Origin of the sequence: Sorangium sp. So ce590, assembly GCF_051521365.1 — a bacterium.
Taxonomy (GTDB): domain Bacteria; phylum Myxococcota_A; class Polyangia; order Polyangiales; family Polyangiaceae; genus Sorangium.
The window spans coordinates 2,000,877-2,020,643 of sequence record NZ_CP150346.1 but is presented as its reverse complement, the minus strand read 5'-3'; the positions used below and the strand labels follow the sequence as shown (position 1 = coordinate 2,020,643).

General features: G+C 73.1%; 14 protein-coding genes. 4 read left to right on the top strand and 10 right to left on the bottom strand.

Annotated elements, in window-relative coordinates:
• Positions 1-171: 171 nt before the first annotated feature.
• Positions 172-1,560: a hypothetical protein gene (locus tag WMF28_RS07570; RefSeq protein ID WP_437601427.1), complete on the top strand. Its 1,389-nt coding sequence runs from the start codon at positions 172-174 to the stop codon at positions 1,558-1,560.
• Positions 1,557-3,353: a prolipoprotein diacylglyceryl transferase gene (locus WMF28_RS07565; RefSeq protein WP_437601426.1), complete on the top strand. Its 1,797-nt coding sequence runs from the start codon at positions 1,557-1,559 to the stop codon at positions 3,351-3,353. The genes WMF28_RS07570 and WMF28_RS07565 overlap by 4 nt, the downstream gene beginning before the upstream one ends.
• A 55-nt stretch (positions 3,354-3,408) precedes the next feature.
• Here WMF28_RS07565 and WMF28_RS07560 read toward each other — a convergent pair whose 3' ends face one another.
• From WMF28_RS07560 to WMF28_RS07525, 8 genes are all read right to left on the bottom strand, one after another.
• On the bottom strand, positions 3,409-4,038 hold the full coding sequence (locus tag WMF28_RS07560; RefSeq protein WP_437601425.1) for a Uma2 family endonuclease: 630 nt from the start codon (positions 4,036-4,038) through the stop codon (positions 3,409-3,411).
• A gap of 181 nt (positions 4,039-4,219) precedes the next feature.
• The gene (gene mtnC / locus WMF28_RS07555) at positions 4,220-4,927 is read right to left on the bottom strand and encodes an acireductone synthase (RefSeq protein WP_437601424.1); all 708 of its coding nucleotides are present in this window, start codon (positions 4,925-4,927) and stop codon (positions 4,220-4,222) included.
• A 2-nt stretch (positions 4,928-4,929) separates the two neighbouring features.
• On the bottom strand, positions 4,930-5,472 hold the full coding sequence (locus WMF28_RS07550; RefSeq protein WP_437601423.1) for a 1,2-dihydroxy-3-keto-5-methylthiopentene dioxygenase: 543 nt from the start codon (positions 5,470-5,472) through the stop codon (positions 4,930-4,932).
• Positions 5,469-6,107 carry a methylthioribulose 1-phosphate dehydratase gene (locus WMF28_RS07545; RefSeq protein WP_437601422.1) on the bottom strand — a complete coding sequence of 213 codons (639 nt, stop codon included), beginning with the start codon at positions 6,105-6,107 and terminating at the stop codon, positions 5,469-5,471. Before WMF28_RS07545 ends, WMF28_RS07550 begins: the two co-directional genes overlap by 4 nt.
• Positions 6,108-6,200: 93 nt before the next feature.
• Complete coding sequence (locus tag WMF28_RS07540) at positions 6,201-7,277, bottom strand: glycosyltransferase family 2 protein (RefSeq protein ID WP_437601420.1); 1,077 nt, start codon at positions 7,275-7,277, stop codon at positions 6,201-6,203.
• 331 nt (positions 7,278-7,608) lie between these two features.
• Positions 7,609-9,768, bottom strand: coding sequence for a vitamin B12 dependent-methionine synthase activation domain-containing protein (locus tag WMF28_RS07535; RefSeq protein ID WP_437604225.1), 2,160 nt, complete (start codon positions 9,766-9,768; stop codon positions 7,609-7,611).
• Positions 9,768-10,721, bottom strand: a complete 954-nt coding sequence (locus WMF28_RS07530) for an ArsR/SmtB family transcription factor (protein WP_437601419.1) — start codon at positions 10,719-10,721, stop codon at positions 9,768-9,770. Before WMF28_RS07530 ends, WMF28_RS07535 begins: the two co-directional genes overlap by 1 nt.
• Positions 10,722-10,772: 51 nt before the next feature.
• Positions 10,773-10,985 (bottom strand): hypothetical protein, encoded by a 213-nt coding sequence (locus WMF28_RS07525; protein ID WP_437601418.1) that lies wholly within the window; start codon positions 10,983-10,985, stop codon positions 10,773-10,775.
• Positions 10,986-11,377: 392 nt separating this feature from the next.
• Between WMF28_RS07525 and WMF28_RS07520 the strand changes: the two genes are divergently transcribed.
• Complete coding sequence (locus WMF28_RS07520) at positions 11,378-13,393, top strand: arylsulfatase (protein ID WP_437601417.1); 2,016 nt, start codon at positions 11,378-11,380, stop codon at positions 13,391-13,393.
• Between the two features lie 80 nt (positions 13,394-13,473).
• A complete protein-coding gene (locus WMF28_RS07515; protein ID WP_437601415.1) occupies positions 13,474-15,768 on the top strand; it encodes a multiheme c-type cytochrome in 2,295 nt (764 codons plus the stop codon).
• A gap of 57 nt (positions 15,769-15,825) precedes the next feature.
• Here WMF28_RS07515 and WMF28_RS07510 read toward each other — a convergent pair whose 3' ends face one another.
• Positions 15,826-17,340, bottom strand: a complete 1,515-nt coding sequence (locus tag WMF28_RS07510; protein WP_437601414.1) for a serine/threonine-protein kinase — start codon at positions 17,338-17,340, stop codon at positions 15,826-15,828.
• The gene (locus WMF28_RS07505) at positions 17,337-19,745 is read right to left on the bottom strand and encodes a FecR domain-containing protein (RefSeq protein WP_437601412.1); all 2,409 of its coding nucleotides are present in this window, start codon (positions 19,743-19,745) and stop codon (positions 17,337-17,339) included. The genes WMF28_RS07510 and WMF28_RS07505 overlap by 4 nt, the downstream gene beginning before the upstream one ends.
• Positions 19,746-19,767: the final 22 nt, after the last annotated feature.

Sequence of the window (19,767 nt, the reverse complement as noted above, 5' to 3'; positions counted from 1 at the left end):
ACATCGCGCCTCTCCGCTCGCCGCATGGGCCTTGGCCAGCGCCTCTCGTTCTGGCAGTCTCTGCTGGTCTCCTCGAGACGGTGTCTTCACCGGCGACGCGCCCGCTCGCGCAGCAAGGACGGCGACTCCCGTCAGGCTCCGCGGGCTCGCAGGAGGCGAGAGCTGGGGGGCATGCGAACGAACATCGTCATCGAGAGCGCGATCCGCCGTACCGCTGTGCTGCTCGCGATCTCCGCGCTCGGCGCGTGCAGCGCCGAGACGCCGCCTTACGAGGGCCTGCCGCTGCGCGACGCGCTGAGCGCCGCGCCGGAGGTCCTGGCGGCCTTGCCCGAGGAGGCCCTCCACGACGTCGCGGTGCGGCTGGAGGAGGCGCACCGCGCGCAGGAAGAGGAAACGGCCATCCCCGGCGCCGAGATCGCGAGCGTCCCGGCGCTGGTCCGCAGCGCGGACGCGGCGCGGGAGGAGCTCGGGGAGGACGCGATCGTCCTCGGCGCGCTCGAGCCGTCCACGGAGGGGTTCGTGCTCCGCTCCCTCGCGGCGGAGCGCGGGTCCGAGGGGCCGCTCGCCCGGCCCGTCCTCGCGGGGCAGCCGGCGTCGCCGGAGACCGCGGGGCTCGAGGACGCGGCGCTCGACGGCCGGGCCGGCGCGATCGTGGCGGATCTCGCGCGGCGCGCGGGCGCGCGCGACCTCATCCGCGTCACCGGGCTGCCGGCGGGCGTGGTCGCCCAGGATCGCGCGGTGTACGTCAACGCCGCGTGGCTTGTCGCGCTGAGCGCCCTCTCGCCCTCGGACGCGCCCCCGCCCTCCGGCCCCCCGGGCGGCGCCGTCGCGCTGCCCGAGCTCCCCCGGATCGAGCCGAAGTCGGTGCGCGCCAACCCGTATCACCTCCCCGGCTCGATCGCCGAGTGCGCCGCCGGCGTGCGGGACGTGTGCACCTGCGCCCTGGCCGGGTCCTGCGAGCACGAGCGCACCGATCCGCAGTTCGCCGACGCGCAGGCGGAGTGCGCGTGGGTCAACGCCGACGCGCTGAACGCCGAGGCGCTCTGCGTGCTCGCGCTGATGAGCATCGAGGGGGTGAAGGAGTGCGTCCTCTCCGCGGGCAGCGGCGCGTGCGCCGCGCTGCCGATCGCGGGCCGCGACGGCGCGCTCGCCTTCGCCGCGGACGCGGGCTGCATGGGCGTGCTCGACCGCTGTCTCCAGTACGGCAAGCCGACCGCGCCGTCCGGCATCCCGACCAGCGCGCCGAGCGGCTCGACCGGCTCCAGCGACTGCGGCAGCTGCGGCGGCGGCTGCTCGGGCTGCAACGAGGACGTCGCCGGCTGCAACCAGAACTGCAGCGATTGCAACCAGAACTGCAGCGATTGCAACCAGAACTGCAGCGATTGCAACCAGGACTGCAGGAACGCCAAGGACGGTGATCCGTCGACGACCTGCCGCCTGAGCGCCGGCCGGCGCGACCTGCAAGGAGATCGCCCGGGCGCGCCCGGGCCCCTGGGCGCCGCGTTCTGGCTGCTCATGCCCGCGGGCTACATGCTGCTGCGCATCCGGAGGCGGGCGTGAGCGGGGCGGTGATGCTCTGGCTGCAGCGCCACGGCCTGCCGCCGTGGCTCTCGCCGACCTACGCGGTGATGGTCGCGGTCGCGGGGCTCCTCGGGTCGATGGCGTTCTTCTGGCTTGTGCGCCGGGACCGGGGCGACGTCGGGGTCGAGGGCCGCGCGCTCCTCGGCGGCTACGTCGCCGCGCTCCTCGGCGGCTACGTCTTCGAGGCGCTGCGCGCCGCGCCCGAGGCGCTCGCGCGGGGCTCGTGGGGCCCGGTGCTCCATGCCGGACGGGCCGCGTACGGAGGCCTCATCGCGGGCGTGCTCGTCGCCGGCGTGGTCCTGCTCCGCCGCGGCGCGCCCGTGCTCCCGTTCCTCGACCGGCTCGTGCCCGGGCTCGGGATCACCTACGCCAGCGTGCGCACGGGGTGCTTCCTCGCGGGGTGCGACTACGGCCGCGTCACGGCGGGCGCGCTGGGCGTCCGGTTTCCCGCCGGCAGCCCCGCGGCGGCGGACCACGCTGCGGCCGGCTGGGTGCCCCTGGGAGCGCCGAGCCTGCCCGTGCACGCCACGCAGCTCTACGAGGCGGCGCTCGGGGTGCTGGCGAGCGCGATCGCCGCCCTCTGGCTCGTCCGGGGGCACCGGGACGGCCGGGCGTTCGGGACCTGGCTCGCGCTCTACGCCGCCGGTCGGTTCTTCATCGAGCTCCTCCGCGGGGACGCCGGGCGCGGCGTGTACGGGGGGCTCAGCACCGGCCAGCTCGTCTCGCTGGCGCTCTTGCTGGGCCTCGCGGCGGCCGTCCTGCGCGCGCGCCGGGCCCGCGGCGCGCGCGGCGCTGCCGCCGCGGCCCCCGCGCTGATGGCGCTCGCGTCGCTGAGCCTCGCCGCGGGCGAGGCCGCGGCCCAGCCGTCGCGCCCCACGTCGCCCACGACAGCGAAGCCCGCGGCCGCGAGCTCGGCACCGCCTGCCCCGACCCCACCGCCGGCACCGGCGCCCTATCCGTACCCGCCGCCACCGGCAGGCGGGTATCCGGCGCCCTACCCGTACCCGCCTCCCCCGCCAGGCGGGTATCTCGCGCCCTATCCGCATGCGCCGCCCCCGGCAGGCGGGTATCCGGCGCCCTACCCGTACCCGCCTCCCCCGCCAGGCGGGTATCCGGCGCCCTACCCGTACCCGCCTCCCCCGCCAGGCGGGTATCCCGCGCCCTATCCGCATGCGCCGCCCCCGGCGGGCGGATACCCCGCGTCTCCCCCGCCCTCGCCTGCGGCCGCCGCACAGCCGCCTGGGCGCTCGCCGGAGACGCCCCCGGAGCCCGCCGCCGAGCAGCCCGCGACAGGCCACCAGGCGGAGGCCAACGCGCGCCGGATGGCGCTCTCGCTCGGGATCTCCGGCTACTTCGTCCCGGGTCGCTTCGCGGTCAAGGACGGGATGTCCGTGGATCTCGACGTCGTCGCGCGCCTCCCCTCGAGCAAGACGCGCCGCTTCGAGATCGGCGTCGAGCTCCGGAGCATCTCGACGACCGACGTCCACCAGATTGCGGTCGGCGTCCCGCTCCGGCTCGTGATGGGCGTCGGCTCGCATGTCGAGATGTCGGTCGGGATCACGCCGGGCTATCACCGCATCTTCTTCGACTCACCCTACTTCGAGAGCGTCGGCGCCTTCGGCGGCCGCTTCGCGTGGGGGATACAGTTCCCGATCACGCCGCACCTGTTCGTCGGTCTCTCTCCGGTGAACTTCCTCTTGCTCGCGTCGGGCGACGTGGACGCGCTCGTGGCGTACGAGCCTGGGCTCTGGGTCGGCGCCGGACTGCTGTGATGGATGTCGCCGGCGCTCCCGCGGGCGGCTCGAGGTCAGCTGAGCACGCCCGCTGTCACGGCCGGGAGGCGCCTGCCTCCGGCTCGTCCTCGTCGCCGAACAGGAGCCCGACCCGGAGCTCCAGCGCCTCGAACGGCTCCGCGCGCACGGGCTCGCCCGCGCCGGCGCTCAGGGTGAACAGGTAGCCTTCGTGCGCCCAGCGATAGACGATCAGGATCCGATTGGCCGGATCGAGGACCCAGTAATGGCCGACGCCGGCCGCGTGGTAGATGGTCCGCTTGTCTCCGAGATCGCGGGCGGCGGTCGAGGCAGAGAGCACCTCGGCGACCCAGTCGGGGCGCTCGGCGACCGCGCCGCCCGGGACTGCCTTGGGGAGCGCGGGGACGCGGTCGCGCCGCCAGCCGGCGAGATCGGGCCGCACCCCCTCGCCGGCGAGCTCGAGGTCGACCTCGGTCGAGAGCCACCAGCCGCCCGGCCGCCCGCCCTCGCCCGTCCGGCCGTCGAACGCGTCCAGGAGGGCGCCCAGCTTGCGCTGCGCGCGTCCGTGCTCCGGGCTCGGGACCGCCTTGTAGACGAGCCGGCCGTGGAGCAGCTCTGCTCCCCGATCGTCGGGCTCGGCGAGCCAGTCCGCGAGGGTGGCGCGCTCGGGCTGCAGCGCCCGGACTGCCGGAAGGATGACGGACATACGGGGAGGCTAGCGCCGTCTCGCGGCGGTCGCACAGCGCAGGCATGGGTGATGGGGTCATTTGAACATGAAGGCGGGAAGGCGGGAAGGCGGGAAGGAAATCATCAAGATCTTCCCGCCTTCCCGCCTTCATGGGACATCTCTCTGGGCAAATGCCCCCACCCCCCAGGCTTGCCCCCCGTTACCCCGGCTCCACCGCAATCTCGTCGAACCGCTCCGCCACCGGATGCCGGCTCCCCGGTTCCCGCGCCGTCCCCGGCCGGATCAGCTGCACCGTGCGCACCCCTGCCGCCGCCGCCGCGTCGAGCTCGGCCACGACGTCCGACAGGAACAGCACCTCGCCCGGGGGCAGCCCGAGCGCCTCCGCGATCCGCTGGTAAGCGCCCGCCTCCCGCTTCGGCCCGGTCGTCGTGTCGAAGAACGCCGTGAAGAGGCCTGTCAGGTCCCCCGAGGTCGTGTGCCGGAACAGCAGCTCCTGCGCCTCGACCGACCCGGAGCTGAACACGGCGAGCGTCACCCCGAGGTCCCGCCACCGCCGCAGCGCCGGCTCCACGTCCGCGTACACGTGGCTCCGGAGCCCCCCCGACTCGTAGGCGCTGCGCCAGATCTTCCCCTGCAGCGCCTTCAGCGTGGTCTCCTTGCGATCCTCGTCGATCCACGCGAGCAGCGCCGCCGCGAGCTCGCCGTCGCTCACCGCCTGCTCGCCCGCGCCCCGCTCGCGCGCCACCGCGCTCCGGGCGGCCTCGACCTCCGGGCTCCCGGCGTGGGCCGACACGTACGCGGCCAGATCCCGGCGCGCCACCGGGAACAACGTGTCGTGGACGAAGCGCACGTCGGTCGTGGTCCCCTCGATATCGACGAGCACCGCGCGCGCAGGGATCGCCGCCACGCTCACGCCGCTAGCCGCGGGAAGCGCGACGCGATGTCCGACCCGGTGTGCTCGGCGACCCACCCCCTCGGGTCCGAGAACCACCGGATGCAGGTGAACGAGGGCGCCGGCCCCATGTCGAACCAGTGCCGCGTCCCGGCCGGAACGCTGATGAGATCGCCCTTCTCGACGAGGAACGAGAGCACGCGCTCCCCCTGATGGATGCAGAACAGCCCTCGCCCCTCGACGAAGAAGCGCGCCTCGTCCTCGGAATGGATGTGCTCGTCCAGGAACTTCCGCCGGATCTCCGCGTGATTCGGGGTGCTCGGCGAGACCGAGATCACGTCCGCCGTCACGAACCCGCACGCCTCGGAGAGCTCCTTCACCGGGCCGGCGTACGCCTCGAGCACCTGCTCCGGCGCCGCCGACGGCGGCAGCGGGCGCTCGGCGGCCCAGCGTTCGAAGCGGATCTGCGACGCGGCGGCGACGCGGACGATGTCCTCGAACGTCGTGTGCTCCTCGGCCCTCGTGGGATCGTCCTCCCGGTAAACCCGCAGCAGGCTCATGAGATCCTCCCTTCCAGAAGCGCGCAGTCGAGCATGAACTCCAGCGCCTCGATATGCTGGATCGTGTCGGCGATGTCCGAGCCCCACGTGTAGAGCCCGTGGCCGGCGATGACGTAGCCGTGCACCGGCGGGTGCGCCGACATGAACGCTTCGACGTCCTCGGCCAGCTTCTGGATGTCCTGCGTGTTGACGAAGACGGGGAGGAGCACCGCGCGGTCGTGCGTCGCCACCCCGGAGAGCGCCTTCGCCACCTCGTAGCCCGCGAGGGTCACGTACCCCTCGTGCGCGCACCGGCGCGAGAGCACCGTCGCGGCCCGCGAGTGGGTGTGCGCGACGGCGCCGATCGCGCTGGAGCGCCGGTAGAGCTGGCAGTGCAGCGCCGTCTCGGCCGACGGGCGGCCCGCGGACGGTCCGGTCAGGCGGCCTTCCGCGTTGACGACCACGATGTCCGACTGGCCGAGCGCGCCCTTGGGCCGCCCGGACGCCGTGATCGCGATGGTGTCTTCGCTGAGCCGGGCGGAAAAATTGCCGCTCGTGGCCGGCGTCCAGCCGCGCTCGTGGCACCAGCGGGACAGCTCGATGAGCCCGGCGGCGACCGAGGAGAACGAGGCAAACGACATCCCGCGCACGCTCACCGCGCGACCATACCAAAGCGAGCGCTGTCAATCAACGCGCCCCCCGGCGGCGCGCGCCGCGGCGCCCGGCGATCGCCGCGCCGATCGCGCGCGTCACGAGGTGGGCAGACGGCCTTCCGCGCGCCGTCCAGCGCGGTCGCGCGCGCCGCGGAGCAGGCCGGCCCAGAACCCGAGCCCGTGCGCGGCGTGCAACGTGGGGAAGATGGCGCAGATCAAGGGGAAATCGCGGGGCGAGGCGCGGAGCGCGACCCGGAGCGACGCCGCGATGACGAGCGCGGCATACGCGAGCGACGCGAGCGCGAGCGCGGGGCGGACGGACGGCAGGAGCGCGGACGCGAGCGCGAGCAACGCGAGGGCCGTCACGAGGAAGAACGGCAGCATCGGCCGGAGCGACAGGAGCCTCCGGCGACGGAGCAGCGTGCGGGCGCGGCCCTTGCCGTAGGCGAAATACTGCCGCGCGAGCGCCGGGAGGGACGATCGCGGATAGTAGTACGCGACGATCTCCCGGGACAGGTACACCGCGCCGCCGGCCTCGATGATGCGCTGGTTGAGCTCGGCGTCCTCGTTGGTGATCGCGGCCGGGTCGTAGAGGCCGGCGATCTCGAACGCCTCGCGCCGGAAGGCGCCGTTGAAGACGGACTCGACGAATCCCTCGCGCGACGGGTCGCGGTAGGCCGAGCCGCCCACGCCGAGGGGGCTCGAGAGCGCAGCGCAGAGCGCCCGCTGAAAGCCGTTCCGGTGGCGCGGCCGCGCCGCGCCGCCCGCGTTGAGCGCGCCGGTCCTCCGGAGCGCGGCGACCGACGCGGCCACGTAGTCGGCGGCGTAGTCGGCGTGCGCGTCCATCCGGACGATCACGTCGCCTCGCGATCGGCGAATACCGAGGTTCATCCCCGCGGCCTGGATCCGGGCGGCGTTGTGGAGGAGCGTCACCCGCGGGTCCTCCGCCGCGACGCGGGCGACGATCTCGCGCGTCCTGTCGCTCGAGCCGCCGTCGACGACGAAGATCTCGAGAAGATCGGGTGGATAACGCTGCTCCAAAGCACAGCGAAGGACGTCCTCGATGTAGCGCTCCTCGTTGTAACAGGGAATGACGATGCTGCACCGCGGCCGCTCGGCGAGCGGGCGCAGCGAGAGGCGCCCGCAGAGGGGCGCGCCCGCCGACCGATCCATGAACTCCCCCCGGTCTCTCTCGCGGGTCGAACCGACCCGCCGATGGACTGCGCGAGAGGCGGATACAAGCGCGGGGCCAGGCGGTGTGGCGGGGTCGATCGGTGCAAACTGCGCTGCGCGGGAGGGCCGGGATCGCGGGTGAGCAGGCCGCTGGGCTCGGGCTGCACACCGGCGGGCGAGGTCATGCCGAGCTGCCCCGCCGCCCGCAGAGCGAAGAGGCCCTGTTCGCCGCGCGGGGTAGGACGGACGGCGGCGGGACCGCCGACCCCGGAGGATGAAACGCGCGGCCCGGCTCGACCTGAACCGTCAGCTCCTTTCGAGCCCAGAGGTGCTAGCTCGAAGCGTCGTAGTTGAGGTTCTGGCCGAGCCAGCGCTCGACGTCCGCGACGGTCATGCCCTTGCGCACGTGGTAGTCGACCACCTGGTCACGATCGATCTTCCCCAGGCTGAAGTACCGGGCCTGCGGGTGCGCGAAGTAGAGGCCGCTCACGCTTGAGCCGGGCCACATCGCGAACGACTCGGTGATCTGGATGCCGGTGTTCTTCTCGACGTCGAGCAGCCGCCAGAGCGTGCCTTTCTCTGTGTGATCCGGGCACGCAGGGTACCCCGCCGCGGGCCTGATGCCGCGGTATTTCTCCTCGATGAGCTCGCTCTTGGTCAGGTCCTCCTGCCGGCCATAGCCCCACTCGTCGCGCACCCGCTTGTGCAGGCACTCGGCGAACGCCTCGGCCAGGCGATCCGCGATCGCCTCGGCCATGATGGCGTTGTAGTCGTCGTAGCTCGCCCTGAACCGCTCGCACAGCTCCTTCAGGCCGATCCCGGAGGTCACCGCGAAGCCGGCGATGTGGTCCGGGAGGCCGGTCTCCTTGGGCGCGATGAAATCCACGAGCGACCGGTTCGGCTCGCCGTTCTCCCTCGCCGTCTGCTGGCGCAGGAAGTGAAGCCGCTCGAGCACCGTCGTGCGCGTCCCGTCCGCGTAGACCTCCACGTCGTCGCCCACGGCGCTCGCGGCGAAGAAGCCATACACGCCGCGCGCCGTCAGCAGCTTCTCCTCGATGATCCTGTCGAGCAGCGCGTTCGCCTCGGAGAAGAGCTGGCGCGCTTGCTCGCCGTACTTGGCGTGCTCCAGGATCCGCGGATAGACGCCCTTCAGCTCCCACGTGTGAAAGAACGGCGTCCAGTCGATGTACTCGCGCAAGGTGGCGAGCGGGAAATCCTCGAGCACGCGCGCGCCGGTGAACTCGGGCACCGGCAGGTCCTCGGCGCGCCACTCGATCCGCGTCCGGTTCGCGCGCGCGGCCTCGAGGGGGACGAGCTTGTGCTTCGGCGCCCTGTGAATCTGCCGGAGCCTCTCGTACTCGGCGCGGTGCTGGGCGACGAACGCCGGCTTGCCCTCCTCGCTCAGGAGGCTCGTCGTGACGGGCACGGCGCGGCTCGCGTCGACCACATGCACGACCGGCTCGCTGTAATGCGGGGCCACCTTCACGGCGGTGTGCGCCTTGCTGGTCGTCGCCCCGCCGATCACCATGTCCGGCGGCTCCAGATCGAAGCCCGTGGGCGAGAGCGGGTTGGGCAGGCCGGCGTTCGGGTAGCAGGAGATCGCGGCGCTGGACTTCTCCGAGAGCTCGGACAGGAACGGATACATCAGGTCCGGGCCGAGCGAGCAGTTCAGCCCGACGGCGAGCGGGTTCACGTGCTTCACCGCGGTCCAGAACGCCTCGACCGTCTGCGCGGAGATCATCGTCTCTCCGCCGCGCCCGACCGCCGCCGAGATCATCACCGGCAGGGTCTTGCCGTCCTTGTCGAACACCTCTCGAATGGCGACGAGCGCGGCCTTCGCGTTGAGCGAGTCGAAGATGGTCTCGACCAGCAGCACGTCGGAGCCGCCGGCGATCAAGGCGCGGATCTGGTGGACGTACGCCTCTTTCACCTGATCGAACGTCACGACGCGGAAGCCGGAGTCGTCGGCGTCCGGGGAGTTGGACAGGGAGACGGTGAGCGGGCCGATGGCGCCCGCGACGAACCGCTGCCGCCCGTCGGCGTTCGCCACGCGATCCGCCCATTCGCGGCACTGCCGCGCGGACTGTTCGTTGATCTCCCAGGAGAGGTCGTTGAGGAACGGGTCGTCGATGATCCCTTGATAGAAGGCGGGATCTTTCCGCCCGCCGTGCTCCCGCGGGTCGTCCACGAAGAACTCGCTCTGGGTGATGCTCGTCGCGCCGAAGGTGTTTGTCTCGATGATGTCCGCGCCGGCCTCGAGGAACCGCCGGTGGATATCGCAGATCATCTCCGGCTGCGTGAGCGTGAACAGATCACCGTTGTTCAGCAGGTCTTTCTTCGAATCCGCGAATCGCTTGCCCCGGATGTCCGCTTCCTTCATCCCGTAGGTGCGGATGGTCGTCCCCATCGCCCCGTCGATGATGGCGATGCGGCTCTGGAGGAGCTTCTGGAGTGGATGAAGGGGAGGCGTGGGGTTGTTGGACGGCCTGATCAGCCTCGCTTGGCGCTCTTGGAGGGACCCGGGGTCGGCTTGTCGGCGATGGCGAGCACGACCTGAAAATGTGGCTTCTTCGCCTCGCGGCAGGCGACGTCGGCCACGACGACATCGAGCCTCGCGCGGGTGAGCATGGCGCGGAGGTCGGAGGGCGAAAAGCCGGGGTGGCGCTCGCCGTAGGGCGCGGTGACCTCCCGCTGCTGGTGCGCGTCGAGCGACAGGATCACCAGCCGTCCGCCCGGGCGGAGCACGCGTGCGCACTCTTCCAGCGCCCGCGGCGGCTGCTCGGCGTAGGTCAGCGTGTGAAACACGAGGACCGAGTCGAAGGAGGCCTTCTGGAACGGCAGATCGTGGACATCGGCGACCTGGACGCGGACGTGGGGCAGGGTCGCGAATCGCTCTTTCGCGGCCTCGATCATCCGGCTGCTCGAGTCGATGCAGGTGAGCGAGCGGCAGTAGGGTGCGAGCGATCCGGCCGCCGCGCCGTCGCCCGAGCCGACGTCGAGGACGTCGCCGAGGCGGAGCAATGCGGCGAGGCCGACCGCGAGCGACTGCCACGTGCGGCCCGGGGAGTAGTGCCTCTCCATCTCACCGGCGAAGGACTCCGGGAGGCCACCGCGCCGCTCGGCGTCGAGCTCCAGGAGGCGCCGCTTGTCGCCTTCCAGGGTCGGGTCGGCCGACTTCGTGGCCTCATCGAGGAGGGCCTTCGCGGTCCCGGGCAGGGTATCGACCGCGAGCGCATAGAACGACTGCGGCCCCTGACGCCTGTCCCGGACGAACCCTGCCTCGCGGAGCCGCCCGAGGTGCGTCGAGACGCGCGACTGCGCGATGCCCGTCACGCGAACCAGATCCGTCACCCGCAGCTCGCGCTCGCGGAGGAGCACGCACAGCCGTATCCGGCTCTCGTCCCCGAGGAGGTTCAGCGTCTCGATGTACTCGGAAAGACCCATGTATCCCTGTATCTAGATGCGCGAATGTAATAGAACCCCCGCCTGTCGGAGTCAAGCGCGCCGGCACCCGAGGAGCACCGGACGCAGGCCGCCGAGCCGGGTCCGGGACACGGGCAGGACGGCTCCGCGGGGGCGAACCGCCGCGATCCGGGACCGGCGCACCAGCCCCAGCAGCTCGAGCTGCGCGGCCACCCGTCGCTCGTCGACGCTCAGCGCCTTCAGCATGTCGATCCACGGCTCCGCGGCGCGAGAATTGTCTTGCATAACGTCACTGCATCTGTTATAACGGACGAATGCATCCTTTCCTCGTGGCCACGCGAACGTTCGGTGCTCACTCGAGCGCCCCAGGCGCGTGCTGCCGAACGAGCACCTGTCGTTCTTGCTGTAGTTAGCCGCATGCGCCGCGGCGCGAGCTGCGGCGAGGAGAACAGCGAGGCAGCGTGGCGCGTCCACGGCGACGCGCCACGCTGCCGTTCGTCGTGACGGCCGAGCCACGGGGCTCATCACCGTCAGAGGCCGCCCTTCTCGTGGCGCGCCCCGCTGAGCTTTTGCCAGTGCGCGAACCGAGGCGTCCCTCCGGGATGACGGCGGAACCTCGCTTCCGACGACGTTCGACTCCGGCATGCGGCGCTTCCAGCACTCTCAAGGAGACAGGTATGAAGCGGTTCTTCGAACGTCACCGATGGATTGGTTCGGCGCTCGCGAGCGGGCCCTGGTTGTTGGCCATGCTGCTCGGCCCGATCGGCTGCCAGAGCGACGATGACTCGGGCAGCGGTGGCAGCGCCGGTCAGACCGGCAGCTCGAGCGGCGGGTCGGGTGGCTCCACGAGCAGCACCGGCAACGCCACGGGCGGCGCCGGCGGCGCTGCCGGGGCCGGCGGTGCAGCGGGCTCGGGCGGCGCTGCCGGGGCCGGCGGTGCTGGCGGGGCCGGCGGTGCTGGCGGGGACGGCGGCGCAGCGGGCGGCGGCGGTGCGGGCGGGGACGGAGGTGCTGCCGGGGCCGGCGGTGCTGGCGGGGCCGGCGGCGCTGCCGGGGCCGGCGGTGCAGCGGGCGGCGGCGGTGCGGGCGGCGGCGGTGCGGGCGGGGGCGGCACGGGCGCCGAGTTGCCCAACATCGTCACGATCGTGGCCGACGATCTGGGCTTCTCGGACCTCGGCGCGTTCGGCGGCGAGATCACCACCCCGAACCTCGATACACTCGCCGCCGAAGGCCGCATCCTCACCGGGCACCGCTCCGGATCGCTGTGCGCGCCGACCCGCGCGATGCTGGTCTCCGGCACCTATAGCCACTCCGTCGGGCTGGGCCGCATGGGCGGTGGTAGTGGACCGCAAGCAGGGCAGCCCGGCTACGAGGGCCACCTGACCGACAACGCGCTGTCCGTGGCCGAGCTCCTGAAAGACGCCGGTTACCATACGTACATCGCCGGCAAGTGGCACCTCGGCGACGCGGAGGATCAGAGCCCGGCGGCGCGCGGCTTCGAGAAATCGTACGTCCTGCTCGGCGGCGTGGCGACGTTCTTCAACGAGTACGCCGATCCGCCGACGTCCGCGCAGACCCGGCTCTATCGCGAGGACGGCGTGTACACGCAGCCGCCGCGCGACTTCTACGCGACCGAGCTCTACACGGACAAGCTCATCCAGTACATCGAGAGCAACCGCGCCGACGGCAAGCCGTTCTTCGCGTTCGCGACGTACACCACGCCGCACTGGCCGCTTCAGGCTCCGCCCGAGTACATCGACAGGTACCGCGGCCGCTACGACGCGGGCTACGACGCCATCCGCGAGCAGCGCCTCGCGCGGCTCAAGAGCCGCGGCATCATCCCCGGATCGTTCACGCCGAATCCCCGCTTGCCGAGCGGCGGCAGCAACCCGAAGACCTGGGAAGAGCTCGGGCCGGAGGAGAGGATCTACGAAGCGCGGCGCATGGAGATCTACGCCGCCATGGTCGAGAACCTCGACGCCAACATCGGCAGGCTGATCCAGTACCTCAAGCGGGTCGGCGAGTACGAGAACACCTTCATCTTCTTCCAGTCCGACAACGGCGCGGAGGGTGGCAATCGCGAGGGCTTCGCCGCCAGCGACCCGAGCCGCTCCGGGCCGGTGGTGAACACGCTCGAGAACCTCGGTCGACCGGGTTCGTACATTGGCGTCGGGCCCCGCTGGGCCGAGGTGAGCGCCACGCCGTTCCGGCTGTGGAAGAGCTACACGACCGAAGGCGGCATCGCCGTTCCGGCCATCGCACGGCTGCCGGGACAGCACCAGGCCAGGCCGCAGTTCGACGGAACCACGCACGTTGTCGATTTTCTGCCGACCGTGCTCGATCTGGCCGGTGTGCCCGATCCGGGGAGCACCTACAAGGACAGGGCCGTCGAGCCGATCAGCGGGCGCTCGATCCTGCCGGCGCTCGAAGATCGGGCGACCAGCGTGCGCGCGCCCGGTGAGAGGTTGATCTGGGAGCACGGCAACCACCGCTACGTGATCCGCGACAACTGGAAGCTGCTGTGGCTCAGCGCGCCTCATGGCCCGACGCCGCGCGCCTGGACGCTGTACGATCTGGCCACCGACCGCGGCGAGATCAACGACGTGTCCGCGGCTCATCCCGAGGTGGCGGCCGAGCTCGCCGCCGCGTGGACGCAGTACGCGACCGACCGCGGAGTCATCCTCACCGAGTAAACGCGCACCCCGCCGCACGCGAGACCCGGGCGTCTCTGCACGACCCGAGTCTCGCAGCGGTGCTCGCCTCCGCTCCGCTCATGGCTGATCCCCGGCTCATTCGTTGGTGGCCCCTCGCCGTCCTGACCCTGGCGCTCGCCGCGCTCGTGGTCTGGCGCGCGCCCACGAACGCATCCTCCCTCACGCCAGCCGACGCCCCCACGGCGAGCGCTCCGGGGGCGAGACCCGGGGCGGGGCACGGCGACGCCGCGGAGGCCTCGTCGGGTACCGCAGAGCGGGTGAGTCCGGCGGAGGACTCGCCAGAGCGCGCAGCGGCCGGCTTCGTCGGCAGCGACCGCTGCGCGCCGTGCCACGCCGAAGAGCACGCCGCGTGGCAGGGCTCGCAGCACGCGCGGGCCATGCAGCACGCGAGCGCCGCCACCGTGCTCGGAGACTTCGGGGGGGCGCGCCTGCGTTACGCTGGGCTGGTCCACCGCTTCGATCGCCAGGACGGAAAATACTGGGTCACCACGGACGGCCCCGATGGCCAGCTGCACCGCTACGAGGTGTTGTACACCTTCGGCGTCGAACCGCTCCAGCAGTACCTCGTTGCCGGCCCGGGCGGACGCTTGCAGGTGCTGCCGTTTGCGTGGGACTCGCGCCCCAAAGCACGCGGTGGGCAGCGCTGGTATCACCTGCAAGAGCGCGACAGCGTGCGCGCCGGCGACGTGCTGCACTGGACCGCCGCCAGCCAGAACTGGAACCACATGTGCGCCGAGTGCCATTCGACGCACGTCACGAAAGGATACGACGCGGCCGCGGATCGCTTCACCACCACCTGGTCCGAGATCAGCGTCGGGTGCGAAGGCTGCCACGGCGGCGGCGCGCGCCACCTCGACTGGACCAAGGCTCGGACGTCGGACCCCTCGAAGGGCCTCGACGTGCGCTTCGACGAGCGTCAGGACACCACGTGGACACGGCTGCCCAGCGGCACCGCGCAGCGTGGCAAGAGGCCCTCGAGCGGCACCGAAAGCGCCACGTGCGCGTTCTGCCACAGCCGCCGCGAGACCCTCTCGCAGCCGCTCCGGCACGGCGCCCCGCTGCTCGACAGCGTCGCGCCCGAGCTGCTGACCGCGCCCTCCTACACGCCCGACGGCGTGATGAACGACGAGGTCTTCACCTACGGCTCATTCCAGCAGAGCAAGATGGCGCACGCCGGCGTGACGTGCAGCGACTGCCACGAGCCGCACTCCGGCCGTCTGCGCGCCGAGGGCAACGGCGTGTGCGCGTCCTGCCACGAACCGGCGCGCTTCGATGTCCCCGAGCATCACCACCACGCCGCGAACGGCAGCGTCACGCCCGGCGGGCACGCCGCTCCGCGCTGCGTCGACTGCCACATGCCGGCGCGCACGTACATGGGCGTCGACGTCCGTCACGATCACGGCTTCCGGGTGCCTCGGCCGGATCTCTCGGTCCACCTCGGGATCCCGAACACATGCACCGATTGCCACGCGCAGAAGCCCGCGCGCTGGGCCGCCGACGCCGTGCAAGCCTGGCTCGGCCGCCCCGCGCAGAGCTACCAGACAACCGCCGAGGTCTTCGCGCTCGCGCGCACCGCGCCCGGCGACCCGGCCGTCGCCGCCGAGCTCCAGCGGCTCGCGACCGACCGCGAAAACCCCGCCATCGCGCGCGCCACCGCGCTCGCGTCGCTGCGCGTCGCCCCGACAGCCGCGTCGCTCGCCGTCCTCCGCTCGGCGCTCGCCGATCCCGACCCGCTGCTGCGACGCGCTGCGCTCAGCGCATTGGAGGGCCACGACCCTCGTCGCGCCGCGGCCGTCGCCGCGCCGCTCCTCGCCGATCCCGTGCGCGGTGTGCGCGTCGAAGCCGCGCGCGTGCTCGCGGGCGTCGACCTCGGCGCCTTGCCCGAGCGCGCCGCGCGGGATCTGGACGGAGCGTTGCGCGAGTACATCGCCACGCAAACCCTCCACGCCGATCGAGCCGAAGCCCAGAACAACCTGGGCCTCATCTTCACCCGCACGGGCAAGCGGCGCGACGCCGAGCAGGCCTACCTCGCCGCGCTTCGCATCGAGCCCGGCTACGTCCCCACCTACGTGAACCTCGCCGACCTCTATCGCGCGCTCGGTCGCGACGCGGACGGCGTCGCGCTGCTTCGGCGCGGCATCACCCGCCTCCCCGAGCAGGCCGAGCTGCTCCACGCGCTGGGCCTCGCCCTGGTCCGGCAAGGCCACAAGGACCAGGCGCTCGAGCCGCTGAGACGCGCCGCCGAGCTCGCGCCCGAGCAGGCTCGCTTCCAGGCCGTCTACCAGGCCGCGCTGACCGCCTTGCGGTCATCCACCCCGGCGGCTCACGCCCAGCCTCCTCTCGGCCGGCCATGAGCGCCTGGTCGCTCGCCTGCGCGGCGTGCGGCCACGGCTGCCGCTCCGCGCCGCACTTCAGCGCCCGCGGCGCACGACCCGCGCGATCTTGCGCGACAGCACGTCCGGCGCCACCGGATACCGCGTCACATCCGCGGCGCCCGCCGCGACGAGGGCGTTCATCCTCTCCGAGGAGAGACCGGACGCGCACACGACCGCGCGCACGCCGGGCGCCGCGCGGCCGAGCGCTTCGAGCAGCGCGCACGCGGCCTCCACGTCGGCGCCGGCGTCGATCACCGCCACGCCGAGCCCCGACGCGACAAGCGCGGCGGCGTCGGGCACCTCGGCGAGGTGGATGCCCTGCGCGTCGAGCCCGATCTCGCACGCCTCGCTGAACCCCTGGCCCGCCGGCGCCAGCCGGAGCAGCGCGACGGCGTGCTCCGGGACCGGCGCGAACCGCGCGGTCTCGCCGTCCAGCCAGGGCTGCGCGCGCTCGCCCCGCCCCCCGAGCGGCACGTCCGCCTTGCGCTCGGGCAGCCGCCGCGCCTCCGCCTCCCGCGACATCGCCTCGTCGAGCCGCGCCCGCGCCGCCGCGGCGCTCTCCGGGCGCCGCTCCGGCAGCTTCGACAGGAGGTCCAGCCGGAGCCGCTCCAGGAGCGGCGGGACCGGCGGAGCCCCGGGCGGGCGGATCAGCGGCGGCGGGATCGAGAACATGTGCATCGCCATGAGCTCCACCGCAGGGAGACCGCAGAACGGCGGCGTACCTTGCAACAAAGCTGTAAGAATACAGCCACACGAGTAAAGATCGGAGCTCGGGCCCACGACGAGCGAGCGGCACTGCTCGGGGCTCATGTACTCCGGCGTGCCCGCGACCATGTCGCTCGAGGTGAGCGTCGGGCCGGCGTCGAGCGGGTCGTCGAGGTGCGCCAGGCCGAAATCGACGACCTTGGCGACGAGCTCCCCGTCCTGCTCCGCGAGCAGCACGTTCTCCGGCTTGAGGTCGCGGTGCACGATGCCGGACCCGTGCGCGGCGCCCACGCCCTCGAGGATGCCGGCGAAGATGGCCGTCGCCTCCGCGAGGCCCAGCAGCTCGCGCGGCGCCCGGAGCCGCGCGGCGAGCGACTGCCCCTTGAGCAGCTCCATCACGAGGTAGATCAGCTCGTCGCCGTCGTCCTCGTCGCCGCCGAGGTCGAGCACCTTGACCACGTTCCGGTGCACGAGCCTGGAGGCGGCGCGCGCCTCGCGGAGGAACCGCCGCCGGCTCTCCGGGAGCATCGCGATGTGCGGGTGCATCGTCTTCACCGCGACCGGGACGCCGAGCAGGACGTGCTCCGCCTCGTAGACCTCCCCCATCCCGCCCGCGCCGAGCAGCCGCACGAGGTTGTACTTGCCGCCAAGGACCCGCCCGACGCCCACCCGCTGCGACGGGCCCGCTTCGGGCACGTCCGAGGGGAGCGTCTCCGCGCCCGCCAGGCGGCCGGTGGACAGGTGAGGATCGGGCGCCGGCCGGGGGCCCAGCGCCCGCCCGCCCTTCAGCACGGTGCGGCCGGCGTCCCCGTCCGGCGGCCGGCGCGCGCCGTCGTCGGCGCTCACGGCGAGGCCTCGCGGAAGCCCACCGCGATCTGCGCCGTCACCGGGCCCTCGCCCGCCTCGCGCCAGGGGCTCACCCGCACGGAGAGCGCCCCGAACAGCGCGCCGCCGGCCTCGGCGCCCGCCGACAGGCCGGCGAACCCATCGTTCGCCGCGTGGTCCCGCTGGACGAGGTGCAGATCCAGCGCGCTGTGCAGCCGGAGCCACGACGCGGCGTCGGCCGCCACGCCGGCCAGCAGGAAGCCCTGCGCCGCCGACGTGGTCAGCTCACCGCCGCCCGCCGCGCCGCCCTCGGCCCCCTCGCCGCCCGCGGCGCGGAGGCGCGCGCCGAGGTCGACAACCCACGTCAGCCGGCCCGCCGCGCCGCCGAGCGCGACCCCGGGCTCGATGCGGACAGGCGGGCTCCCGTCGGCCAAGGGCACGCCGAGGCGGAGCGTGGGGCCGAGCTCGAGCTCCGAGCGCCCGAGGCGCAGGACGCGGTAGCGCGCGCCGATCCAGCCGGCGCTGCCCACCCCCTCGCCGTCGCCGGCGGGGTTCGATCGCAGCGAGATGTCGAGCCCCAGCGGTCCGACGGCGCCGCTCGCGCGCACCTGCCCCGCAGCGACCCAGTCGCCCCCGGAGCGCACCGCGGCCGCGCCGACGGCGACCACGGCGGGCGGCGTGGGCGCGAGCCAGAGCACGTCCGCCGACACGGACACCGGCAGGAGCGGGAGGTACGCGCCCAGCACGGGCGCGGCCGGGGCCGCCGGGGGCGCCCGCGGCGGCGCTCGCGCCGGCCCCGGGGCGGCGGGCAGCTCGGCGTCGCTCGTGCCGAGCACACCGCCGCGGCCGTCCGCCACGTCGATCCGGACGCGCAGCGGCTCGTCAGGGCGCATCGCCGCCCGGGGCAGCGGGATCCGCGCGACAAGCGCTCCGCCGCGCTCGCCGCCGGTCAGCGCGGCGGAGCGCACCCCGCCCGGCAGGTGGGCGAAGATCCGCGGCGCCACCCGCTGCGCGACGTCGATCCCCGCGAGCCCTTCGAGCTCCACCCGCGCCTCGAGCGCCTGCCCGTCCGCCGTCGCCACGCGCGCAGCCCGGACCGCCGCGCCCACGTTCGTGTACCGGACCGGGAGCGACGTCACCGCCGCGGGCGCGGCGCTGCCCCGCTCGCGCAGCCGGAGCTCGCGCGGGGCGCGCTGGAGGAGGTCGATGCGCTCGGGGATCGGGCCGAACGGCCCGTCGTCGAGCGACAGCTCGAGCGCGGGGGTCGGCGTGAGCTCGATGACCCCGTAGGGGTTCGCGGTGATCTCCCGCGCCGCCGGGGCGACGCCCCCCGAGACCCGCGCGGCGACGAGGTGGAACGTGCGCACCGCGCCCACCCCCAGGTACTCCTCCCGATCGATGACCCGGACCCGGAGGAAATAGGCGCCGGCCGGCATCTTCTCCGCGCGGAAGGACACGACGTCCGGCTTCACCTCCTCGCGGACGATGAGGTCGTTGAGCTCCGGGTCGCGCGCGACCTCGACGCGGTAGCCGGCCGCCCCGGGCGCGGGCTGCCACGACGCCGACAGGACGCCGAGCCCCCCCGGCGCGAGCGCGACAGGCGCGGCGTCCGCGGTCGTCCACGCCGGCGGCGGCGGCAGCGGGCGCGGGCGCGCGGGCGGCGACCTGTCCGCGAACCGGGTGCCATGATCCTTCGGGACCACGACGGAGGTGCCGCCCGAGCTGACGCCCGCCTTGCCGTCGAACACCGCGACCGTCGTGCGCTCGCCGCGCCGCTGCACCACGGTGTCTCGCGACGACGCGCTCACCCGGCCGCCCCCGCCCGTGGCGACCTCGACCGACTGGCCGCGCAGCGCGGCGAGCGCTGCCTTCACCTCGCCGTCCGCGAGCTCGACGGCCGCCGGCGGCGTCTTCGATACCCGGGTTCGGCTCGCCGTACCGTAGATGACGACGAGCGTATTGGGCGCGAGCAGCACCCGAGTCCGATCCACGAACTCGATATCTGCGCGCCCCTCATCCAGCGTGTTGACGCTCGAGTTCGTGAGGAGCGGCAGCCCCGGCGTCGCGGGCGACCAGGCGCCGGCCGCCGGGCGCGCGCGCACGTCCGGGTGCATCGACCGGATCTTCGCGTCGGGGATCGACGTCACCTCGGCGGGGAGGACGAGCGTGAGCCCCTCCGCGAGCGTCGTGCCCGGGCCGCACGCAACGCGGTTATATCGATGGATCAGCCCAACGTGCCTGGGCGAGCCGTAGAGGACCTCTGCGATGTGATCGCACGTCTCTCCTCTCTGCACGCCCCATTGGATGACCGCCTCTGGATATCCGGGCGTCGGCTCTGCGGCGCTCGACGCGCCGACGTAACCAACGTGGCTGGCGCAGCCGAGGAGCACCGCGACAGCGACGGACTGGCCATTTGACGGTGCCACGCCCGCCGCACGCTACCGGATC

Bases quoted from the DNA above. Each gene is read 5' to 3' on its own strand.
- WMF28_RS07525 (WP_437601418.1), bottom strand. From the start codon at position 10,985: ATGCAAGACAATTCTCGCGCCGCGGAGCCGTGGATCGACATGCTGAAG.
- WMF28_RS07540 (WP_437601420.1), bottom strand. From the start codon at position 7,277: ATGGATCGGTCGGCGGGCGCGCCCCTCTGCGGGCGCCTCTCGCTGCGC.
- WMF28_RS07520 (WP_437601417.1), top strand. From the start codon at position 11,378: ATGAAGCGGTTCTTCGAACGTCACCGATGGATTGGTTCGGCGCTCGCG.
- WMF28_RS07560 (WP_437601425.1), bottom strand. From the start codon at position 4,038: ATGTCCGTCATCCTTCCGGCAGTCCGGGCGCTGCAGCCCGAGCGCGCC.
- WMF28_RS07570 (WP_437601427.1), top strand. From the start codon at position 172: ATGCGAACGAACATCGTCATCGAGAGCGCGATCCGCCGTACCGCTGTG.
- WMF28_RS07550 (WP_437601423.1), bottom strand. From the start codon at position 5,472: ATGAGCCTGCTGCGGGTTTACCGGGAGGACGATCCCACGAGGGCCGAG.
- WMF28_RS07530 (WP_437601419.1), bottom strand. From the start codon at position 10,721: ATGGGTCTTTCCGAGTACATCGAGACGCTGAACCTCCTCGGGGACGAG.
- WMF28_RS07515 (WP_437601415.1), top strand. From the start codon at position 13,474: ATGGCTGATCCCCGGCTCATTCGTTGGTGGCCCCTCGCCGTCCTGACC.